Origin of the sequence: Mesorhizobium sp. M0816 (assembly GCF_040320005.1) — a bacterium.
GTDB lineage: Bacteria > Pseudomonadota > Alphaproteobacteria > Rhizobiales > Rhizobiaceae > Mesorhizobium.
This window is the reverse complement of sequence record NZ_JAMYOT010000010.1, coordinates 80914-100781: the sequence shown is the minus strand read 5'-3', so window position 1 is coordinate 100781 and position 19868 is coordinate 80914. Positions and strand designations below refer to the sequence as shown.

General features: G+C 61.7%; 18 protein-coding genes. 15 read left to right on the top strand and 3 right to left on the bottom strand.

The genetic code is table 11. From position 1 onward, the window contains the following. Positions 1 to 114: 114 nt before the first annotated feature. The 3 genes from NKI17_RS17665 (at position 115) to NKI17_RS17655 (ending at position 3152) form a co-directional block, all read left to right on the top strand. Positions 115 to 1866, top strand: a complete 1752-nt coding sequence (locus NKI17_RS17665) for an acetolactate synthase 3 large subunit (protein ID WP_352570430.1) — start codon at positions 115 to 117, stop codon at positions 1864 to 1866. A gap of 66 nt (positions 1867 to 1932) precedes the next feature. After that, positions 1933 to 2505, top strand: a complete 573-nt coding sequence (gene ilvN / locus NKI17_RS17660) for an acetolactate synthase small subunit (protein WP_352906425.1) — start codon at positions 1933 to 1935, stop codon at positions 2503 to 2505. Positions 2506 to 2510: 5 nt separating this feature from the next. Beyond that, positions 2511 to 3152 carry an SEL1-like repeat protein gene (locus tag NKI17_RS17655; protein WP_352570429.1) on the top strand — a complete coding sequence of 214 codons (642 nt, stop codon included), beginning with the start codon at positions 2511 to 2513 and terminating at the stop codon, positions 3150 to 3152. A 38-nt stretch (positions 3153 to 3190) separates the two neighbouring features. On the opposite strand, the gene NKI17_RS17650 is transcribed toward NKI17_RS17655, so the two are convergent. Continuing rightward, the gene (locus NKI17_RS17650; protein WP_352570428.1) at positions 3191 to 3595 is read right to left on the bottom strand and encodes a metalloregulator ArsR/SmtB family transcription factor; all 405 of its coding nucleotides are present in this window, start codon (positions 3593 to 3595) and stop codon (positions 3191 to 3193) included. A gap of 186 nt (positions 3596 to 3781) precedes the next feature. Between NKI17_RS17650 and NKI17_RS17645 the strand changes: the two genes are divergently transcribed. The 8 genes from NKI17_RS17645 (at position 3782) to NKI17_RS17610 (ending at position 12982) form a co-directional block, all read left to right on the top strand. Beyond that, positions 3782 to 4762, top strand: a complete 981-nt coding sequence (locus NKI17_RS17645; RefSeq protein WP_352570427.1) for an acyl-CoA desaturase — start codon at positions 3782 to 3784, stop codon at positions 4760 to 4762. Positions 4763 to 4868: 106 nt separating this feature from the next. Beyond that, complete coding sequence (locus NKI17_RS17640) at positions 4869 to 5465, top strand: LysE family translocator (protein ID WP_352570425.1); 597 nt, start codon at positions 4869 to 4871, stop codon at positions 5463 to 5465. 169 nt (positions 5466 to 5634) lie between these two features. Then, entirely contained in the window at positions 5635 to 6882 is a 1248-nt protein-coding gene (locus tag NKI17_RS17635) for an efflux RND transporter periplasmic adaptor subunit (protein ID WP_352570424.1), read from the top strand. Next, positions 6879 to 10037 (top strand): efflux RND transporter permease subunit, encoded by a 3159-nt coding sequence (locus tag NKI17_RS17630; RefSeq protein ID WP_352570422.1) that lies wholly within the window; start codon positions 6879 to 6881, stop codon positions 10035 to 10037. The genes NKI17_RS17635 and NKI17_RS17630 overlap by 4 nt, the downstream gene beginning before the upstream one ends. 56 nt (positions 10038 to 10093) lie before the next feature. Then, positions 10094 to 10699, top strand: coding sequence for a nitrile hydratase subunit alpha (gene nthA / locus NKI17_RS17625; protein ID WP_352570421.1), 606 nt, complete (start codon positions 10094 to 10096; stop codon positions 10697 to 10699). Next, the gene (nthB, locus tag NKI17_RS17620) at positions 10696 to 11355 is read left to right on the top strand and encodes a nitrile hydratase subunit beta (protein WP_352456502.1); all 660 of its coding nucleotides are present in this window, start codon (positions 10696 to 10698) and stop codon (positions 11353 to 11355) included. Before nthA ends, nthB begins: the two co-directional genes overlap by 4 nt. A 19-nt stretch (positions 11356 to 11374) precedes the next feature. Next, positions 11375 to 11707, top strand: a complete 333-nt coding sequence (locus tag NKI17_RS17615; RefSeq protein ID WP_352456560.1) for a nitrile hydratase accessory protein — start codon at positions 11375 to 11377, stop codon at positions 11705 to 11707. Between the two features lie 147 nt (positions 11708 to 11854). Next, positions 11855 to 12982 (top strand): ATP-dependent DNA helicase, encoded by a 1128-nt coding sequence (locus tag NKI17_RS17610; protein ID WP_352456559.1) that lies wholly within the window; start codon positions 11855 to 11857, stop codon positions 12980 to 12982. A gap of 10 nt (positions 12983 to 12992) precedes the next feature. Here the strand turns inward: NKI17_RS17610 and NKI17_RS17605 are convergent, their stop codons facing one another. Next, on the bottom strand, positions 12993 to 13397 hold the full coding sequence (locus tag NKI17_RS17605) for a SpoIIAA family protein (RefSeq protein ID WP_352456501.1): 405 nt from the start codon (positions 13395 to 13397) through the stop codon (positions 12993 to 12995). Positions 13398 to 13512: 115 nt separating this feature from the next. On the opposite strand from NKI17_RS17605, the gene NKI17_RS17600 reads away from it, so the two are divergent. The 3 genes from NKI17_RS17600 (at position 13513) to NKI17_RS17590 (ending at position 18348) form a co-directional block, all read left to right on the top strand. After that, complete coding sequence (locus tag NKI17_RS17600; protein ID WP_352570420.1) at positions 13513 to 14253, top strand: pyridoxine 5'-phosphate synthase; 741 nt, start codon at positions 13513 to 13515, stop codon at positions 14251 to 14253. Between the two features lie 97 nt (positions 14254 to 14350). Then, positions 14351 to 16270: a potassium transporter Kup gene (locus tag NKI17_RS17595; RefSeq protein ID WP_352456499.1), complete on the top strand. Its 1920-nt coding sequence runs from the start codon at positions 14351 to 14353 to the stop codon at positions 16268 to 16270. A gap of 158 nt (positions 16271 to 16428) precedes the next feature. Continuing rightward, positions 16429 to 18348 (top strand): potassium transporter Kup, encoded by a 1920-nt coding sequence (locus NKI17_RS17590; RefSeq protein WP_352450049.1) that lies wholly within the window; start codon positions 16429 to 16431, stop codon positions 18346 to 18348. A gap of 41 nt (positions 18349 to 18389) precedes the next feature. On the opposite strand, the gene NKI17_RS17585 is transcribed toward NKI17_RS17590, so the two are convergent. Beyond that, positions 18390 to 19280, bottom strand: coding sequence for an SDR family oxidoreductase (locus NKI17_RS17585; RefSeq protein ID WP_084641112.1), 891 nt, complete (start codon positions 19278 to 19280; stop codon positions 18390 to 18392). Positions 19281 to 19416: 136 nt separating this feature from the next. Here NKI17_RS17585 and NKI17_RS17580 point away from each other — a divergent pair, with 136 nt between their 5' ends. Beyond that, positions 19417 to 19827, top strand: coding sequence for a winged helix-turn-helix transcriptional regulator (locus tag NKI17_RS17580; RefSeq protein ID WP_352450047.1), 411 nt, complete (start codon positions 19417 to 19419; stop codon positions 19825 to 19827). Positions 19828 to 19868 lie beyond the last annotated feature (41 nt).

Sequence of the window (19868 nt, the reverse complement as noted above, 5' to 3'; positions counted from 1 at the left end):
ATACGACTAAACGACCAGCAATCGCCAGATGGCGAACAGTACGGGACCAGACCGATGAGCAGTGGACAGAATGAGCGGCGCGAGATGCCAAGAACTGAAATGCCAAGGGGCGAAATGACTGGCGCCGAAATGGTGGTGCAGGCGCTGAAGGACAACGGCGTCAAGCATGTTTTCGGCTATCCGGGCGGCGCGGTTCTGCCAATCTACGATGAAATCTTCCAGCAGGACGAGGTCGAGCACATCCTCGTCCGCCATGAGCAGGGCGCGGGCCATGCGGCGGAAGGCTATGCGCGCTCGACCGGCAAGGCCGGCGTCATGCTGGTGACCTCAGGGCCGGGCGCCACCAATGCGGTGACGCCATTGCAGGACGCGCTGATGGATTCGATCCCGCTGGTCTGCCTGACCGGCCAGGTGCCGACTTCGCTGATCGGCTCGGATGCGTTCCAGGAGTGCGACACGGTCGGCATCACGCGGCCCTGCACCAAGCACAACTGGCTGGTGAAGGACGTCAACGAGCTCGCGGCAACGATCCACGAGGCCTTCCATGTGGCAACCACAGGGCGCCCCGGTCCGGTCGTCGTCGACATTCCGAAGGACGTGCAGTTCGCCAAGGGTATCTATGTCCCGCCGCAGACGGCGCCGCGCACCAGCTACCAACCGAAGGTCCAGGGCGATCTGGAAAAGATCAAGGCGGCGGTCGAGCTGATGGCCGGCGCCAGGAAGCCGATCATCTATTCGGGCGGCGGCGTCATCAATTCCGGCCCGGAGGCGAGCCATCTGCTGCGCGAGCTGGTCGACCTCACCGGCTTTCCCATCACCTCGACGCTGATGGGCCTCGGCGCCTATCCGGCGTCGGGCAAGAACTGGATGGGCATGCTCGGTATGCACGGCACGTATGAAGCGAACATGGCGATGCACGATTGCGACGTCATGCTCTGCATCGGCGCGCGCTTCGACGACCGCATCACCGGGCGGCTCACCGCGTTCTCGCCGAATTCGAAGAAGATCCACATCGACATCGACCCGTCGTCGATCAACAAGAACGTCCACACCGACGTGCCGATCATCGGCGATGTCGGGCGTGTGCTGGAGGATCTGGTGCGGCTGTGGCGGGCAACCGCCAAGGCCGACAAGAAAGCGCTTCACCCGTGGTGGGAGCAGATTGCCAAATGGCGCGCGCGCGATTCGCTCGCCTACAAGATGAACCACGAGGTGATCATGCCGCAATATGCCGTCCAGCGGCTCTATGCGCTGACCAAGGACCTCGACACCTACATCACCACCGAGGTCGGCCAGCATCAGATGTGGGCGGCACAGCACTATCATTTCGAGAAGCCGAACCGCTGGATGACCTCCGGCGGACTGGGCACGATGGGCTACGGCCTGCCGGCCGCGCTCGGCGTGCAGATCGCGCACCCGGATGCGCTGGTCATCGATATCGCCGGCGACGCCTCGGTGCAGATGACGATGCAGGAAATGAGCGCGGCGGTGCAGCACGAGGCGCCGATCAAGATCTTCATCCTCAACAACCAATATATGGGCATGGTGCGGCAGTGGCAGCAGCTGCTGCACGGCAACCGGCTGTCGCACTCCTACACCGAGGCGATGCCGGATTTCGTCAAGCTCGCCGAAGCCTATGGCGGCCACGGCATTCGCTGCGACAAGCCGGACGAGCTCGATGACGCTATCAAGGAGATGATCGGGGTCAAGAAGCCCGTCCTGTTCGACTGCCGCGTGGCGACGCTCGCCAACTGCTTCCCGATGATTCCGTCGGGCAAGGCGCATAACGAGATGCTGTTGCCTGACGAGGCGACCGACGAAGCTGTAGCCAACGCGATCGACGCCAAGGGCAGGGAACTGGTGTAGCCTGGTTCGAGGAAGCTGTGCGGAAACAGCAGATTAGCGCAAAAGTTTGAAATCGAGATCCATGTCATGAACGCACAGTTGCAACCGACCGGCTCCGCCTATTTTATCGCCAAGGAGACGGAAAAACCAGAGAACCACACGCTTTCGGTCCTGGTCGACAACGAGCCGGGCGTGCTTGCGCGGGTCATCGGCCTGTTTTCCGGACGTGGCTACAACATCGAGAGCCTGACGGTCTCGGAAACCGAGCACGAAAAGCACCTGTCGCGCATCACCATCGTGACGCGCGGCACGCCGCACGTGCTGGAGCAGATCAAGCACCAGCTCGAGCGCATCGTGCCGGTGCACCGCCTCGTCGATCTCACCGTGCGGTCGCAGGAATTCGGACAGGAGCGGCCATTGGAGCGGGAACTCGCGCTGGTCAAGGTCGCCGGCACCGGCGAAGCCCGCGTCGAGGCGCTCCGGCTCGCCGATGCATTCCGCGCCAGCGTCATCGATGCCAACACCGAGCATTTCATCTTCGAGATCACCGGCAAGGGCTCCAAGCTCGATCAGTTCATCGCCATCATGAAACCGCTCGGGCTAGTTGAAATCTGCCGTACCGGAGTGGCGGCGATGAACCGCGGCCCGCAAGGGATGTGATCATAATGCTCGCGGCGGCAATTCTAGCAGGCGCCGGCGCAATCGTTCTTGCGGTCACGACGGCGGCGGCCAGCCAGGAGCCGGTATTCGACAAGTCAGTGCTGCCGAAATTGTTTGAAGAAATCGACCGCAGGGGCACACCGAGCTACTATTTCCAACAATGCCCGGCCGATATTTGGCGCAGGGCGTCGGGCGTCGATGACGCGCTCTTTTCCACGCCGGGAATAGATTACCAAGGTTGTGAGAAAGACGTCTTGGCCTGTGCCAAGCGGTGTTTCGACGGACGCAGGGGCGAAGCCTGTTTCGAGACGGCCAGGGTCATCCAGGAGCACTCGCCAGAAGACAAGCAATGGACCGAGGAGATGTTCGCCCAGGCCTGCGCTACTGGCAGTATCGGCGGCTGCACAAATCGCGGCGCGGGAATTCTCTTGGGTCGGCTTGGGCTAAACAAACTGCTTGCCGCCGGTAGTGCCAATGAATCTTGCCCTTATCGCACATTCAAGCTGAGCTGCAATGAGGGCGATGCCTGGGGTTGCACCATGTATGGCAGCGCCCTTCAGCATGGTGAAGGCGTCTCTGTGGACGAAGCCGAGGCGATGGCCGCCTACAAAAAGTCTTGCGAGATCGCTGTGGAATTTGACGCCTGACGATACGCCAAGGCGCTCATGAAAACGATGCAAAGCCGCTAGGGCTTTTCAGATTTGCGCAAGTGCGATCTTTGCGCTGCCTCGCCTCGACCAAGTTCTTTGCTTTCTCTCTTGATAGGGCGCGATACCGGGCAGACATCCTGAACAAATCCATTCAGCGTGTTCACAAGATTGTTCTGGACCAGAGAATAGTGGATGAACTGTCCGTGCCGCTCCTTGGCGATGAGCCCGGCCGTCTCCAGAATGCTCAAATGCTGCGAGATCGACGGCTTCGACATCTCGAAGCGCGCCGCGATCTCGCCCGCCGTTAGGGAAGAGTGCGCAAGATAGGCGAGGATCTTGCGCCGGGGCGCTGAAGATAGCGCTTCAAACACGCGCTGTATCGCGCCATTTGCGTGAGCAGCCGTTTCGGCATCCGCTGCGTGCTCTGCATCTTCGATCACTGTCTGCCACCTTGTGATGCCGAGGCGTTGGCTGCGCCTCGGTCCGCTTTTCTTATTTTCATTTAGACTATTGCCTAAATACCTAATTCGTAGTAGTAGACGATTAGCTTACTGCCTAAGTAACGGAAGACGCGCCAGAAGGCAAGGCTGTGGTCCGGAAATGTTCATGCAGGAGGAGGGGTACCGATGAAAACCATATCCACGGGCAGAATGATTTCCCAACAGGACAGTGACGCCGAAGACGGCAAAGTCGTGTGGGTGCCGGCAAAGTCGATCTGGGTCGGGGCGATGACGATCGCCGCCATTGTGTTGGGACCGATGACATTTAGCTGGAGTGCCTTCGCCTTATTCGTTGCGACAACGGCGGCGACAATCTGCGCCGGACACTCGGTGGGGATGCACCGTCTGCTCATCCACCGTTCGTTCAAGGTTCATATCTGGGTCGAGCATGCGCTGGTCTACCTTGGCGTGCTCGTCGGCATGGCCGGTCCTTTTGGGATGATCTATGCTCACGATATTCGTGACTGGGCTCAGCGCCAGACCGCATGTCACGATCTCCATGCCCATCGTCGGCCATTTTTCACCGATGCCTTCTGGCAGATGCATTGCGCGGTCGCTTTGCGCAATCCACCCACCTTCGTCATCGAACCCTCGATCAGGAATGACCTGTTCTACAAGTTCGTCGAACGCACCTGGATGCTGCAACAACTGCCCTGGGCGATCCTCTTTTTCGCGCTTGGCGGCTGGGATTGGGTGGTATGGGGAATCGCGGTGCGCGTTTCAGTGTCGCTTACCGGGCATTGGTTGGTTGGGCATTTTGCGCACCGAGATAGGGAGCAAGGATGGCGCGTCGACGACGTTGCCGTGCAAGGATACAATTTGCCGCGTTTCGGGCTGGTAACGTTCGGCGAGAGTTTCCACGGCAACCATCACGCGTTTCCCGAGTCTGCACGGCTTGGTCTGGAACACGGACAGATCGATCTCGGCTGGCTATTCATTCAGGTTCTGGCGATCCTGGGTCTGGCGCACAGCGTCAAGATTCCGGAGAATACGCCGAGACGCAAAGGGCTGCGACGCGTGCGCCGTCAGCGCGAAACTGCCCCGGATTCAGATCTATGGTCGGTGCAGCCTACCGCAGATAGATGTTCTCAGCGGATATTGGCCTAAGAAATGAAGGAACGCTTAGGGCGCGTGGACCAACGAATTGCATTTGCACTCAGCACTTCATCGATTTAAGTCAGTATTTCAGTATTATTGATCATTGCGATCCTCCATGACCTTCGATGCATTCCTTGCTCTGCTGGTTTATGCCTTCGTGACCTCGATCACGCCGGGTCCGAACAATTTCATGCTTTTGGCCTCGGGCGTGAATTTCGGCTTGGTCAAAACCGTGCCACACATGCTCGGCATCGGCTTCGGCTTCCTCGTGCTGTTGCTTGCCGTAGGCTTCGGGCTTGGCGCCGTGTTGACGGCCTTTCCGGTCCTGCATACCGGGTTGAAGATCGCCGGCGGCCTCTACTTGCTTTATCTCGCCTGGAAGATCGCCATGTCGCGCTCGCTCGGCGGCGAAGGCGAGGCGAAGGGCCAGCCGATGCGGTTCATCGAGGCTGCGGCTTTCCAGTGGGTCAATCCCAAAGCCTGGGTGATGGCGATTACAGCCATGGCCGTCTATACGAACCCGGAACGCCGGTTTGTGTCGGTGGTGCTGATCGCGGCCGCGTTCGCCGTCGTTATGCTGCCGAGCATTTCGACCTGGGCCGGTTTCGGCATGGCGCTGCGCGGTTTTCTGGCGGATGCGGTGCGGCTCAAATGGTTCAACATCGCCATGGGCGTGATGCTTGCGGCGACGCTGTGGCCGATGCTGCGTTAGCTGCCGTTCTATTGTGCACTGCACATTAAATCTTCGTAATGACGGGTTTTGGCCCTTTTTCGCCTTCGGCATCCTCTATTATCTGGCAAAATCGCGGCAAGAGGCTGCGAGTTGAGCTAGAGTGCGACCAGCGGAAATCGGCGTGTCGCGTTGAGAAGGCCTTTTGTCGATGCGCGGAAAGATCGTATTAGCGGTGATCGCTGCAGCCTGCGTTGCCGCGGCGTGGCTCTATCTTTCGCCCAGCGCAATGAGCGGTCTTCAGCAGATGCTGTCGGCGAATCAGACGGCGACGGCGGACAAGCCCGCTGCAGCAGCAAATGCCGCGCGTACGACTTCGGTGGTTGCCGCCACGGCTACGACGGCCGATTTCCCGGTCCGGCGCTATGCCATCGGCTTTGTGTCCTCTCCTGCCGTGGTCAGCATCAACGCGCGGATATCGAGTCAGATCGTCGCAATCGCGGTCAAGGACGGACAGATGGTGAAGGCCGGCGACCTTCTGTTCTCGCTGGACGATCGCTCGTTGAAGGCACAACTGGCACGCGATCAGGCGACGCTCGCGAAAGACCAGGCGCTGCTTGCCAGCGCCACGGCCGATCTTCAGCGCGCCAAAAATCTCGTCGCCAGGCAGGCCGGAACACAGCAGACCTACGATCAGGCCGTCGCGGCGCAGAAATCCGCCGCGGCCACCGTCGACGCCGACAAGGCAACGATCGATGCAGACCAAATCCAGCTTGGCTTCGCCACGATCAGGGCGCCGATCTCCGGCAGGCTTGGCGCAGTCAACGTCGCCGTCGGCGATCTCGTCACCACCAGCAACGGCAGCAGCACGTCGACTCCACTGGTGACGATCACGCAGGTCGACCCGCTGCAGGTGAACTTCAATCTCCCCGAAAGCGATCTTGCCTTGCTGCACAAGGCGCTGGCAGCGCCGCAGCAAGGTGCGGTGACGCTGACCAAGGACGGCGACCCGAAGCCGATCGGCAAGGGAACGCTGGATTTCGTCGATTCCAGCGTAGACACGGCGTCCGGCACGATCGCAACGCGGGCCAGTGTGCCCAACGCCGATCTTTCGCTATGGCCGGGCCAATACGTCAACGTCGTGCTCGATGCCGGCATCATGCCACAAATGACGTCCGTTCCGACGGTCGCCGTCCAGCCCAGCCAGAAGGGCCCGTTCGTCTATGTGATCAAGCCGGACAACACCGTTGAAATGCGGCCCGTGCAGGTCGCGCTGACAGAAGGCACCAACACCGCAATCAGCCAAGGATTGAAAAGCGGCGAGCGTGTCGTCGTCGAGGGTCAGACCAAACTGAAGAACGGCGCGGCGGTGCGCGAAGGCAAGGCTTCGACCGGCACCGGCGATCAGGCGGCTCCGAAGGTTGCCGAGGCTGACCGGACGGGCGGAACACAGCCATGATTTCCGAATTCTGCATCCGCAGGCCCGTCGCCACGTTGCTCATGTCGTTCGCCCTGGTTCTGGGCGGGCTATTTGCTTACAAATTCCTGCCGGTCGCGGCGCTGCCAAGCGCCGAATTTCCGGTTGTCAACGTCTCGGCCTCGCTGCCCGGGGCTTCGCCGGAAACCATGGCGACCTCGGTGGCAACGCCTCTGATCAAGCAGTTTGCCACTATCGCAGGCATCGATTCGATCTCGACGACCAACTCGCTCGGCTCGACCTCGATCGCCATTCAGTTCGTGCTCAACCGCGACATCGATGCAGCCGCCGCCGACGTGCAGGCAGCGATCGCACGCACGCAACGACAATTGCCGCCGGAGATGACCAGCCCGCCGAGCTACCGCAAGGTCAATCCAGCCGATGCGCCGATCCTGCTGATGTCGCTGGTCAGCGACACAATTCCGCTGACTGATCTCGACGCGTTTGCCGAGAATGTGATTTCGCCGTCGCTGTCGACGATCGACGGCGTTGCGCAGGTTTCGATCTATGGCCAGCAAAAATATGCCGTCCGCGTCCAGATCGATCCGACGGCGCTCGCCGCTCGCGGCATCTCGATCGACCAGCTGCAGACGGCCATTGCCTCGGCCAACAGCAACACGCCGCTCGGCGTGCTCAAGAACAACAAACAGCAGCTGACGATCACCGCGAACACGCAGCTGACCAATGCGGCAGGATTCTCCAACATCATCATCGCAACCAAGAACGGCCATCCGGTGCGGCTCGGCGAGGTGACCCGCGTCATCGATTCGGTCGAGACCACGACGACGGCAAGCTGGTATGACGGCACCCGCGCCATCATTATGGCGGTGCAGCGCCAGCCGGATGCCAATACCGTCGACGTCGTCGACCGCGTCAAGGCGATGCTACCTTCCTTCGACGATCAGATGCCGGCAGCGGCGAGCATCCAGTTGCTAAACGACCGCTCGACATCGGTCCGCGAGGCGGTCGATGACGTGCAGTTCACGCTCTTGCTCACCATCGCGCTGGTGGTGATGGTGATCTTCCTGTTCCTGCGCCGGGTAACGGCGACGGTCATCCCGGCCGTGGCGGTGCCGATTTCGCTCATCGCCACGCTGGGCGTGATGTACCTGTTCGGCTTTTCCATCGACAACGTCTCATTGATGGGGCTGACGCTGGCGGTCGGTCTTGTCGTCGACGATGCAATCGTCATGCTCGAAAACATTTTCCGCCATATGGAGGAGGACGGGCTCTCTGCCCTCGAGGCGTCGCTCAAGGGCGCGCGCGAGATCGGCTTCACCATCATCTCGATCTCGATCTCGCTGGTCGCCGTGTTCATTCCGGTGCTTTTGATGGGCGGCGTGATCGGGCGCATCTTCAACGAATTCGCGGTGGTGGTGACGGTCGCCATCCTGGCGTCGATGTTCGTCTCGCTGACGCTGACGCCGATGCTGTGCTCGCGGCTGTTGTCATTATCGAAAGCCGAGCAGAAAGCAGCGCACGGTGAAGGCCATAGACAAAACGTCTTCATGCAGGGCTATGACAGGCTGCTGACATTCTGCCTGCGCCACAATTTCCTTGTCTTCCTTGTCTTCCTGGTGACCGCCGGGCTGTCGGTGTGGCTGATCCAGATTTCGCCGAAGGGCTTCTTCCCGCAGGAGGATATCGGCCAGGTCTCGGTGACGACCATCGCGCGCCAGGACATTTCGTTTGACGCGATGGTGAAGCTGCAGGGGCAAGTGGCGGATGTCTTCACCCATTCGCCCTACGTCGCGCATGTCGGCTGGTCGGCGGGCAGTGGAAACAATGCGCTCAACCAGGGCCAGCTGTTTGTGCAGCTGAAAGACAAGGACCAGCGACCGAACATCGACAAGGTGCTTACGGACCTGCGGCGCCAGCTGGCCAATGTGCCCGGCATCGAAACCTACATGCAGCCGGTGCAGAACCTGCGGCTCGGCGCGCGTTCTTCGGCGAGTGCCTACCAGCTTGCCGTTCAGGGCCTCGATACCGGCCTGACGAACGTCTGGGCGCAGAGGCTGACGGACGCGATGGCTGCCGATCATGCCGCCTTCACCGACGTCACCAATGACCTGCAGAACAACGCGCTACAGGCGACGCTGGTGATCGACCGCGACAAGGCGGCGAACCTCGGCGTCGATACCGACACGCTGCGCTCCAGCCTCTATGGCGGTTTCGGCACCCAGCAGGTGTCGACCATCTTCGGTTCGGCCGACAGCTACGACGTGATCATGGAGCTCGATCCGAAGATCGAGTGGTCGCCCGAGCGGATGCTGGCCATCAAGGTGAGAACGGCGAGCGGCAGCCTGGTGCCGCTCGGTGCGTTCGCCCGCGTCGATCGGACCGCCGGTGCTTTGACCGTCAACCAGCTCGGCCAGCTTCCGGCAGTGACCATCTCCTACAATCTGCCGCAAGGCGTGGCCCTCGGCGACAGCGTGAGCCACATCAACGCGCTGAAGGACAAGATCGGCATGCCGCCGACGATCTCGACCGCCTTCTCGGGCACGGCCAAGACGTTCCAGGATTCGCTTTCCAACCAGGGGCTGCTGATCGGCGGCGCGATTCTGACCATCTATATCGTTCTCGGCATGCTCTATGAGAGCTTCATCCACCCGCTCACCATCCTGACCGGGCTTCCATCGGCGGTGCTCGGCGCGCTGGTGGCACTGCGGCTGGCGGGGATGGATCTTTCGGTGATCGCGGTGATCGGCATCCTGATGCTGATCGGCATCGTCAAGAAGAACGGCATCATGATGATCGACGTGGCGCTGGAACTCAGGCGCGAGGGGATGTCGCCTGTCGAATCCATCCACAAGGCCTGCCTGATGCGCTTCCGGCCGATCATGATGACCACGCTTGCCGCGCTGATGGGCACCATCCCGATCGCGCTCGGCACCGGCGCCAGCGCGGAATTGCGCCAGCCTCTCGGCGTGGCGGTGGTCGGCGGTCTTGTCGCCTCGCAGGCACTGACGCTGTTCGTCACGCCCGTCATTTACGTCTACATGGAGCATTTTTCCGGCTGGCTGGTCAGGCTGTGGGCACGGCGCCGGGGCGAGCCGAGCCCGGTCGAAGCGGTCGACCAGCCGTCACTGTTCGACGAGGAGGAAGAACCGGTGCCGCAGAAGGCGGCAGCCGAATAGCGCTGGCCCAAGCCGTGGTGCTTGCGGCCGGGGGTCCGCGATCGTAATTTGACGCCATGCCGCACAATCACGACCACGACAACGAGCTTGATCCTTTTGCGGCGCGGGTGCGCGCGCTGGAGACGATTCTCACCCGCAAAGGCCTGATCGATCCGGCGGCGATCGATGTTATCGTCGACACCTATGAGACCAAGATCGGGCCGCGCAACGGCGCAAAGGTGGTGGCGAAGGCCTGGGTTGATCCCGGGTTTGCCGCATGGCTGAAGCGTGATGCGACGGCGGCCATCGAATCGCTCGGCTACACCGGCCGGCAAGGCGAGCACATGCAGGCGGTGTTCAATACGGCCGACACGCACAACCTCGTCGTCTGCACGCTGTGCTCCTGCTATCCGTGGTCGGTTCTCGGCCTGCCGCCGGTCTGGTACAAGGCGCCGCCCTACCGTTCGCGCGCAGTGATCGATCCGCGCGGCGTGCTCGAGGAATTCGGTCTGACCTTGCCGGCGAGGACGACAATCCGGGTGTGGGATTCGACCGCCGAGCTGCGCTATCTGGTGGTGCCGATGCGTCCCCGGGGTACGGAGGGCTGGGATGAGGCACGGCTCGCCGATCTGGTGACGCGCGATGCCATGATCGGCACGGCGTTGGCGCGGGAGCCGGCATGAACGGGCCGCAGGATCTCGGCGGCCAGATGGGTTTCGGGCCGGTCGCGCCCGAACCGGACGAACCCTATTTCCATGCCGATTGGGAAAGGCGGGCGCTGGGCGTGACGCTGTGCGCCGGCGCCATGGGGGCCTGGACCATCGACGAGAGCCGGCACGCGCGGGAATCGCTGCATCCAGCGGATTATTATGCCTCCAGCTACTACCAGATATGGATCAAGGCGCTGGAGGTGCTGCTCAAACGCCATGGTTTCGTCAGCGACCGCGACCTGGCTACGGGCGACGCAGTCGACCCGGCAGCGACACCCAAACGGGTGCTGAAGGCTAAGGACGTTCCGGCGGTGCTGGCCAAGGGCGGGCCCTGCGACCGGCCTGTCGCCGCGCCTGCGCGGTTCAAGGCGGGCGACCCCGTGCGAACCAGGAACTTTCATCCGACCGGCCACACCAGACTGCCGCGCTATGCACGCGGCAAGCGAGGCGTCGTCGAGGCTGTGCGCGACGGCTTTGTCTTTCCCGACACCAATGCACACGGCCAGGGCGAAAACCCGCAATGGGTCTATACGGTGGCCTTCACCGGCGGCGAAATCTGGGGCGAGGGCGCCGATCCGACACTTGTCGTGTCGATCGATGCCTGGGAGAGCTACCTTGAGCCGGCGTGAGACGGGCTCAGTCGCCGCCATGCTGCCCGCCGGTGTCGAGGCGCCTGTGTTTGCCGAGCCGTGGCAAGCAGAGGCCTTTGCCATGACGGTAGCACTGCACGACAACGGGCTGTTTTCGTGGAGCGAATGGGCGGATGCTTTGTCGGCAGAGTTGAAGCGGCCGGGCGCCGCGCGCGACGGTCACGATTACTACGAGCACTGGCTGGCAGCGCTGGAAAAGCTGCTTTTGGCCAAGGGCGTTGCCGGAAAGCGCGACGTCGATGCGCTCGCCGCTGCCTGGGAACGCGCCGCGCACGCAACGCCGCATGGCAAGCCGATCCAGCTGGAGAACGATCCACAGCGGGCCGGGTAAGCTGCGGTCGCCTGGCCTTGTTCTCTTTACGTTCCTGTTCGTCACTGATAGCCTGACCCTGTCGCAGCGGCGTGATTGCCGGCGATGAAAATTGATGGTGACGGCAGTCACCTTGTCTTTCCCTCGCGAATCCGGTCTGTCGCGCTGATGGAATTCTCTCCTCAACAGGACGAGGCGCTGAAGGCGGTGGCCGGCTGGCTGAAAACCGGCAAGCCGCAGCTGTTCCGGCTGTTCGGCTATGCCGGCACCGGCAAGACGACGCTGGCGCGCTATTTCGCCGAGCATGTCGACGGCCAGGTGCAGTTCGCCGCCTTTACGGGTAAGGCGGCGCAGGTGCTGCGTTCCAAGGGCGCGGTCAATGCCCGCACCATCCATTCGCTGATTTACCGGCCGAAGGGCGAAGAATCGGTAGCGGACGAGGTGACCGGCAAGACATCGATGTCGCCGACATTTTCGCTCAACCGGCAGAGCCCGATCTCGCGCGCCAAGCTCGTCGTCATCGACGAATGCTCAATGGTCGACGAGCAACTCGGCCGTGACCTGATGAGCTTCGGCACGCCGATCCTGGTGCTCGGCGATCCCGGCCAGTTGCCGCCAATCTCCGGCGGCGGCTTCTTCACGGACCATGAGCCGGACATTCTGCTCACCGAAATCCATCGCCAGGCGCGAGACAACCCGATCATCCGGCTTGCGCTTGACGTGCGCGAGGGCCGCGAGTTCATGCGCGGCGACTATGGCGCGGCGCAAGTGATCGGCAAGGAAGACGTCACCCAGGAATTGGTGCTGAAGGCGGACCAGGTGCTGGTCGGCACCAACCGCACGCGCCGCCGTTACAACCAGCGGCTGCGCGAGCTGAAGGGGTTCAACGCCGATTATCCGCAAGCCGGCGACAAGCTGGTGTGCCTGCGCAACGATCCGGCCAAGGGACTGCTCAACGGGTCGCTGTGGAAGGTGATGACCTCGTCGCGCGAGACCGTCAAGCCTGGCATCAATCTGCTGGTTTCGCCGGAGGAAGACGACCCGGATCGCGGCGTCGCCAAGATCAAGCTGCTCAAGGCGGCATTCGAAGATCCGGACGCCGACATCCCCTGGCAGCAGAAGAAACGTTTCGACGATTTCGACTATGGCTATGCGCTGACAGTGCACAAGGCGCAGGGCTCGCAGTGGAACGAGATCGTGCTTTTCGACGAAAGCTGGGCGTTCAAGGAAACCCGGCAGCGTTGGCTCTACACCGCTATCACGCGCGCGGCCGAACGGCTGACGATCGTCCGATAGGGCGGTCGTATCAGCGCTGGGCGATCGGGTTGGCGCCAAGCCATTCCCAGGCGGCGGCCTCGTCCTCGGCCTCGAAATGCCGGAGTTCGATAGGCAAGGAGGCAGGCAAAAAGGCTCTTGCCTCCGGTATCCAGTTCGGCTCACCGATCGCCGCGCAGCGGCCGATATGCTCCACGGCATGAGCTATGCCCTGTTCGATCGTCTCGTCCGATACGTCGGCCCAGTCGACACCCTCATGGTCGATCAGGCGCACCAGCACGTCGATCTTCGGATGCAGCGCATAGGCCGCCTCCAGCAATCCGAACAGGTTTTCGGCGTCAGCCGCTGCGACATGGCCGACGACATCGATGGCGAAAAGATCTTCGCGATCGGTGTCGATGCGGCGAACCGCCGGCACGGCCTCGAGAAAATTCAACAGGGAACTCCTTGCGCTCGATTTTCTTCGCACACCTTGGAACACCTGAAACCCTCTGTCTGTTCCCGTTAAAGGCGGTATAGATGCGCGCCAAGATCAGCCTGGAGCCGTGCAAATGCCTGCAAAGCTTTCCGTCAACCTCAATGCCATCGCCATGCTGCGCAACCGACGCGACCTGCCGTGGCCAAGCGTGACCGGGCTTGGACGCATTGCGCTTGCCGCCGGCGCGCATGGGCTGACGGTGCACCCGCGACCCGACGAGCGGCACACCAGGCATTCCGATCTGCCGCAGATCAGGGCGCTGATCGACGACGAGTTCCCGAATGCGGAATTCAACATCGAGGGCTATCCGACCGAGGATTTCCTGGCGCTTGTGGAAAAGCACCAGCCGGAGCAGGTGACGTTGGTGCCCGACGACCCGGCGCAGGCGACTTCCGACCATGGCTGGAACTTCGCCGCCGAGGCTGCGTTCCTGACACCCGTTGTCAAGCGCCTGAAGAAGGGAGGCTTTCGCGTATCGCTGTTTTCCGATCCGGATCCCGCTGGCATGAAAGCCGCTCGCGACACCGGCGCCGATCGGATCGAACTCTATACGGGTCCATACGGCAGCTATCATTCCGATTCGGCAAAAGCGGCGAAGGAATTGGAGAAATTGGGAAAGACGGCGGATGCCGCATTGGCCGCAGGGCTCCAGGTCAATGCCGGGCACGACCTTGTGGTGAGCAATTTGCCGGCGCTGGCCAGGCGCATCCCGGCATTGGCCGAAGTGTCGATCGGACATGGGTTGACAGCCGATGCGTTGGAGTATGGCATGGCCGCAACGGTCAGGCGGTTTCTGAAGGCTTGTGGCTGGTAGAGAAAGGCGAGCCGATAGGCCGTGCGTTCCCGGCACGGCAGCGCGTCCTTTCCATCCCCGCAGCATAGAGCGCCGCACGTCTATGGGAGTGTCGTCCATGGCCCTTGCCAACGCTGGTAGCGAGGCGGAACCCATCGAACAATCCAGCCACTCCAAGGCCGAGCAGCACAGCACCAAGATCCTGATGCTCGGCGCGCTCGGCGTGGTCTATGGCGACATCGGCACCAGCCCGATCTATGCGTTCCGTGAGGCGTTGCATGCTTCGGCTGGCGGCAATGTCGCCAACCGCGGCGACATCCTCGGGGTGCTGTCGCTGATCATCTGGGCGCTGACCATCACTGTCACCGTCAAATACATCATGTTCGTGCTGCGCGCCGACAACCGGGGCGAGGGTGGCACGCTGTCGTTGATGGCATTGGCACGCGGCAGCTTCCCGAAGCGGTCGGCGGTGATCCTCGGCATAGGCATCGTCGGCTCGGCGCTTTTTTTCGGTGACGCAGTCATCACGCCGGCAATTTCGGTGCTATCGGCGGTCGAAGGCATGAACGTCGTCACGCCGGCGTTCCAGCCCTATGTGGTGCCGCTGACGCTGGTCATCCTGGCGATGCTGTTCGCGGTGCAACGGTTCGGCACGGGCGGCGTCGGACTGGTGTTCGGGCCCGTCACCGCGGTGTGGTTCCTGGCCATCGGACTGTCCGGCCTCAACCATATCATCGACGACCCGGAAATCCTGCTGGCAATCAGCCCACATTACATCGTTTCGTTCTTGGTCAACTCGCCTGACGTCGCCTTCGTCACGGTTGGCGCGGTCTTTCTCGCCGTTACCGGCGCCGAGGCGCTCTATGCCGATCTCGGCCATTTCGGGCGCAAGCCCATTGTACTCGCCTGGCTGGCGATCGTATTCCCTTGCTTGCTGCTCAACTATGTCGGGCAGGGGGCCTTCGTGCTGGCCAATGGCGGCGTTGTCGGTCATCCCTTTTTCGAGATGAACGAAGGCTGGACGCTCATTCCCATGGTCGTGCTGGCGACCGCTGCGACCGTGATCGCCAGCCAGGCGGTGATCTCCGGCGCTTTCTCGCTGACCAGGCAAGCGGTGCAGCTCAACATGCTGCCGCGTTTCGAGATCCAGCATACGTCGGAGAAACAGTCCGGCCAGATCTACCTGCCACGCGTCAACATGCTGCTGGCGCTGGTGGTGATGCTGCTGGTGGTCGGCTTCGGCGAATCCAGCAGGCTTGCCTCGGCCTACGGCATTTCAGTGACCGGCAACATGCTGGTGACCAACATACTGCTTTTTGTCGTCATGACCCGCATCTGGAAATGGCCGCTCGGCGTTGCAGTGGCCTTGACGGCGTTGTTCGCCTCCGTCGATACCGGCTTCTTTGCCGCCAACATTGTCAAGGTGTTCGAAGGCGGCTGGTCCTCGCTGGCGGTGGCCGCAGTGATTGTCATGACCATGTGGACCTGGATAAGAGGCACCAGATACCTGTTCGAAAAAACTCGAAGGAACGAGGTCCCGCTCGATTTCCTCGCCGGCAATCTGCTGAAGAAGAAGCCGCATCTGGTGTCGGGCACCGCGGTGTTCCTGACCAGCGACCCGCTGAGTGCGCCGACCGCGCTGATGCACAGCCTGAAGCATTACAAGGTGCTGCACGAGCAGAACGTCATCCTTTCGGTGGTGACGGCACCGCAGCCTGTCGTGCCCGACAGCGAGCGCGTCAAGATGGAGCAAATCAACGAGCTGTTCATGCGGGTGACGCTGACCTTCGGCTATATGGAGCAGCCCAACATTCCGCGCGCGCTGGCGATCTGCCGCAAGCAAGGCTGGAAGTTCGACATCATGACGACATCGTTCTTCCTGTCGCGGCGCTCTCTCAAGGCCTCGCCCAATTCCGGCATGCCGGTCTGGCAGGACAAGCTGTTCATCGGGCTGGCGCGCACGGCGGCCGATGCGACGGAGTATTTCCAGATCCCGACCGGACGGGTAGTCGAGATCGGGACGCAGGTGGCTATTTAAAAACGTGTCCGTTGCGACATTCCAGGTGGTCTGTCGATCGGACTGAGTCTGCCAAGTCGTGGAGGACTCGCAATATCGGGACGGAGCCATTACGTGACGGCACTTGATATTGCAGCGCAGCAAGCGTAGAGCACCGCCCGCTTACCGGAGTGTCGTCCATGGCCCTTACCAATGCTGGTAACGAGGCAGAACCTGTCGAACAATCCAGCCATTCTGAGGTTGAGCAGCACAGCACCAAGGTGCTGATGCTGGGCGCGCTCGGCGTGGTTTACGGCGATATCGGTACCAGCCCGATCTATGCATTTCGCGAGGCGTTGCATGCATCGGCCGGTGGCAACGTCGCCAACCGTGGCGACATCCTCGGCGTGTTGTCGCTGATCATCTGGTCGCTGACGATCACCGTCACCATCAAATACATCATGTTCGTGCTCCGCGCCGACAATCGAGGCGAGGGCGGGGTGCTGTCGCTGATGGCGCTGGCGCGCAACAGTTTCCCGACGCGCTCGGCGGTGATCCTCGGCATCGGCATCGTCGGCGCGGCGCTTTTTTTCGGCGACGCAGTCATTACGCCGGCGATCTCGGTGCTATCGGCGGTCGAAGGTATGAATGTCGTCACGCCGACATTCCAGCCCTATGTGGTGCCGCTGACACTGGCCATCCTGGCGATCCTGTTTGCGGTACAGCGATTCGGCACCGGCGGCGTAGGTTTGGTGTTCGGGCCAGTCACGGCTCTGTGGTTCCTGGCCATCGGCCTTTCCGGCATTAACCACATCATCGCCGATCCGGAAATCCTGCTGGCGATCAGCCCGCATTACATCGTGTCGTTCCTGGTCAACTCGCCCGATGTCGCCTTCGTCACGGTTGGTGCGGTCTTCCTCGCCGTCACCGGCGCCGAGGCGCTCTATGCCGACCTCGGCCATTTCGGCCGCAAGCCGATCGTACTCGCCTGGCTGGCAATCGTGTTCCCTTGTCTGTTGCTCAACTATGTCGGGCAAGGCGCCTTCGTGCTGGCAAATGGCGGCGTTGTCGGTCATCCATTCTTCGAGATGAACCAGGGCTGGACGCTTATTCCGATGGTCGTGCTGGCGACGGCGGCGACCGTCATCGCCAGCCAGGCGGTGATCTCCGGCGCTTTTTCGCTGACCAGACAGGCGGTGCAGCTCAATATGCTGCCGCGTTTCGTTATCCAGCATACGTCGGAAAAACAGTCGGGCCAGATCTATCTGCCGCGCATCAACCTGATGCTGGCGCTGGTGGTGATGTTGCTGGTGGTCGGCTTCGGCGAATCCAGCCGCCTGGCCTCGGCCTACGGTATTTCGGTGACCGGCAACATGCTAGTGACGAATGTGCTGCTTTTTGTTGTGATGACGCGCATCTGGAAATGGCCGCTCGGCGTCGCGATCGCCTTGATGGCCGTGTTCGCCTTCGTCGATACCGGCTTCTTTGCCGCCAACATAGTCAAGGTGTTTGAAGGTGGCTGGGCATCGCTTGCCATCGCCGCAGTTATCGTGATGACTATGTGGACCTGGATCCGCGGCAGCCGCTATTTGTTCGACAAGACGCGCCGGAACGAGATCCCGCTGGATTTCCTTGCCGGCAATCTGCTGAAGAAGAAACCGCATCTGGTGTCGGGCACCGCGGTGTTCCTGACCAGCGACCCGCTGAGCGCGCCGACGGCGCTGATGCACAGCCTGAAGCACTACAAGGTGCTGCACGAGCAGAACGTCATCCTTTCGGTGGTGACGGCACCGCAGCCGGTTGTGCCCGACAGCGAGCGCGTCAAGATGGAAATGGTCAACGAGCTGTTCATGCGGGTGACGCTGACCTTCGGCTACATGGAGCAGCCCAACATCCCGCGTGCGCTGGCGATCTGCCGCAAACAGGGCTGGAAGTTCGACATCATGACGACGTCCTTCTTCCTGTCGCGGCGCTCTCTCAAGGCCTCGCCCAATTCCGGCATGCCGGTCTGGCAGGACAAGCTGTTCATCGGGCTGGCGCGCACGGCGGCCGATGCGACGGAATATTTCCAGATCCCGACCGGACGGGTGGTCGAGATCGGGACGCAGGTGGCTATCTGAACAAATGGCCGTGCCCTTTGAGGGCACGGCCATTGTCAGGCTCAGCTCACCAGAGCCGCCTTGTTTGCTTCAAGAAATTGCTTCAGCGGCTGCGGCTTCCTGCCGGACAGCGTCTCGACCGCGTCGGTCACCATGCCGATCCGGCCGGAGCGGGTGTTGGTATCGAAGGAAACGATGACGGGCGCAAACGCTTCGGGAACGCCGGCTGCCTTCAATCCCTCGGTCAGCGCTTCATCCGAAAGCTGGATAACTTCGATCGGCTTGCCGGTGACCTCGGTGACGAGGGCTGCAATCTCGGCCATCGTGTGGGCCTTGGGGCCGGTCAGCGTGTATGTCGTGCTTTCGGTTGCGCTCGAAGCAAGGCCGGCGGCGATCGCGGCTGCCATATCGTCGCGCGCGCCATGGGCAATGTGGCCGTCTCCAGCGGATGTGTACCAGTGCCCCGAGGCGATGGCGTGCGGCAGCGCCATGAACAGGTTCTCCTGATACCAGCCGTTGCGGAAGATGGTGTAGGGGATACCGCTCGCCTTGATCGCCTGCTCGGTGCCGTGGTGATCGGGCGCAAACAGTACCGGCGATCCTGGCTCCGGATTGGGCATCGACGTGTAGAGCAGATGCGAAACGCCGGCGCTTTTTGCGGCGGCGACCGCGGCCTCATGTTGCTTCAGGCGCTTGCCCGGAACGGCGAGCTCGTTTGTCGAAATGATCAGAACCCTGTCGGCGCCGGTGAATGCACTGGCCAACGACGCGGTGTCGTCGAAGTCGACTGCCCGGATGGTGACGCCTCGGGCTGCCAGATCGGCCAGATTTTCCGGATTGCGGGTGGCGGCGATGATGCGCTGAGGGGAGACCTTGAGCGTGTCAAGCAGATGATTGATGACGCCGCGGCCAAGCTGGCCGGAGGCGCCGGTGACGAGAAGGGTGTCGGTCATGAGATGTCCTGACGTTGCGCCGGAGCGGCGGGTGCATATGTTAGTCTCAAAAAGAGACCAGCACTAAAATAGGAATTGACCCATCCTCGTAAAGAAGGCAGTTTTGCGGGAGGTAGGCACATCCAGGGAACCAGCCATGGACGGCAAGATCGTCAATCTGAGATCGAAGCTCGAGATATACAAAGCAGGCAGCGGTGGCGGAAACCTTGCGGATTGCCCGGTTCGCGACGTGATCCAGGGCATAAGCAATAAATGGAGTTCACTGCTGATGGAGGCCTTGGCCGAGAAGCCGTACCGCTTCGGCGAATTGCGGCGGCTGGTGCCCGATATTTCACAGCGCATGCTCACCCAGACGCTGCACGATCTGCAGCGCGACGGCTATGTGCATCGCCAGGTGTTTCCGACCAAACCGCCGAGCGTCGAATACAGCCTCACCGATCTCGGGCGCTCGATGTTTGGACCCTTGCATCAGCTGATCCAATGGGCCGAGCTCAATCACGGCGCTGTACGCGAGGCGCGGAAGATTTTCGATGCTGCCGAGGGCTGAGCCTCAAGGCCGAGACAGCGGCTTGATTTAGCGACAGCGCT

Excerpts from the sequence above, each read along its gene's own strand:
- NKI17_RS17665 (WP_352570430.1), top strand. The coding sequence starts at position 115 with ATGACTGGCGCCGAAATGGTGGTGCAGGCGCTGAAGGACAACGGCGTC.
- ilvN (WP_352906425.1), top strand. The coding sequence starts at position 1,933 with ATGAACGCACAGTTGCAACCGACCGGCTCCGCCTATTTTATCGCCAAG.
- NKI17_RS17655 (WP_352570429.1), top strand. The coding sequence starts at position 2,511 with ATGCTCGCGGCGGCAATTCTAGCAGGCGCCGGCGCAATCGTTCTTGCG.
- NKI17_RS17645 (WP_352570427.1), top strand. The coding sequence starts at position 3,782 with ATGAAAACCATATCCACGGGCAGAATGATTTCCCAACAGGACAGTGAC.
- NKI17_RS17640 (WP_352570425.1), top strand. The coding sequence starts at position 4,869 with ATGACCTTCGATGCATTCCTTGCTCTGCTGGTTTATGCCTTCGTGACC.
- NKI17_RS17635 (WP_352570424.1), top strand. The coding sequence starts at position 5,635 with ATGCGCGGAAAGATCGTATTAGCGGTGATCGCTGCAGCCTGCGTTGCC.
- NKI17_RS17630 (WP_352570422.1), top strand. The coding sequence starts at position 6,879 with ATGATTTCCGAATTCTGCATCCGCAGGCCCGTCGCCACGTTGCTCATG.
- nthA (WP_352570421.1), top strand. The coding sequence starts at position 10,094 with ATGCCGCACAATCACGACCACGACAACGAGCTTGATCCTTTTGCGGCG.
- nthB (WP_352456502.1), top strand. The coding sequence starts at position 10,696 with ATGAACGGGCCGCAGGATCTCGGCGGCCAGATGGGTTTCGGGCCGGTC.
- NKI17_RS17615 (WP_352456560.1), top strand. The coding sequence starts at position 11,375 with ATGCTGCCCGCCGGTGTCGAGGCGCCTGTGTTTGCCGAGCCGTGGCAA.
- NKI17_RS17610 (WP_352456559.1), top strand. The coding sequence starts at position 11,855 with ATGGAATTCTCTCCTCAACAGGACGAGGCGCTGAAGGCGGTGGCCGGC.
- NKI17_RS17600 (WP_352570420.1), top strand. The coding sequence starts at position 13,513 with ATGCCTGCAAAGCTTTCCGTCAACCTCAATGCCATCGCCATGCTGCGC.
- NKI17_RS17595 (WP_352456499.1), top strand. The coding sequence starts at position 14,351 with ATGGCCCTTGCCAACGCTGGTAGCGAGGCGGAACCCATCGAACAATCC.
- NKI17_RS17590 (WP_352450049.1), top strand. The coding sequence starts at position 16,429 with ATGGCCCTTACCAATGCTGGTAACGAGGCAGAACCTGTCGAACAATCC.
- NKI17_RS17585 (WP_084641112.1), bottom strand. The coding sequence starts at position 19,280 with ATGACCGACACCCTTCTCGTCACCGGCGCCTCCGGCCAGCTTGGCCGC.
- NKI17_RS17580 (WP_352450047.1), top strand. The coding sequence starts at position 19,417 with ATGGACGGCAAGATCGTCAATCTGAGATCGAAGCTCGAGATATACAAA.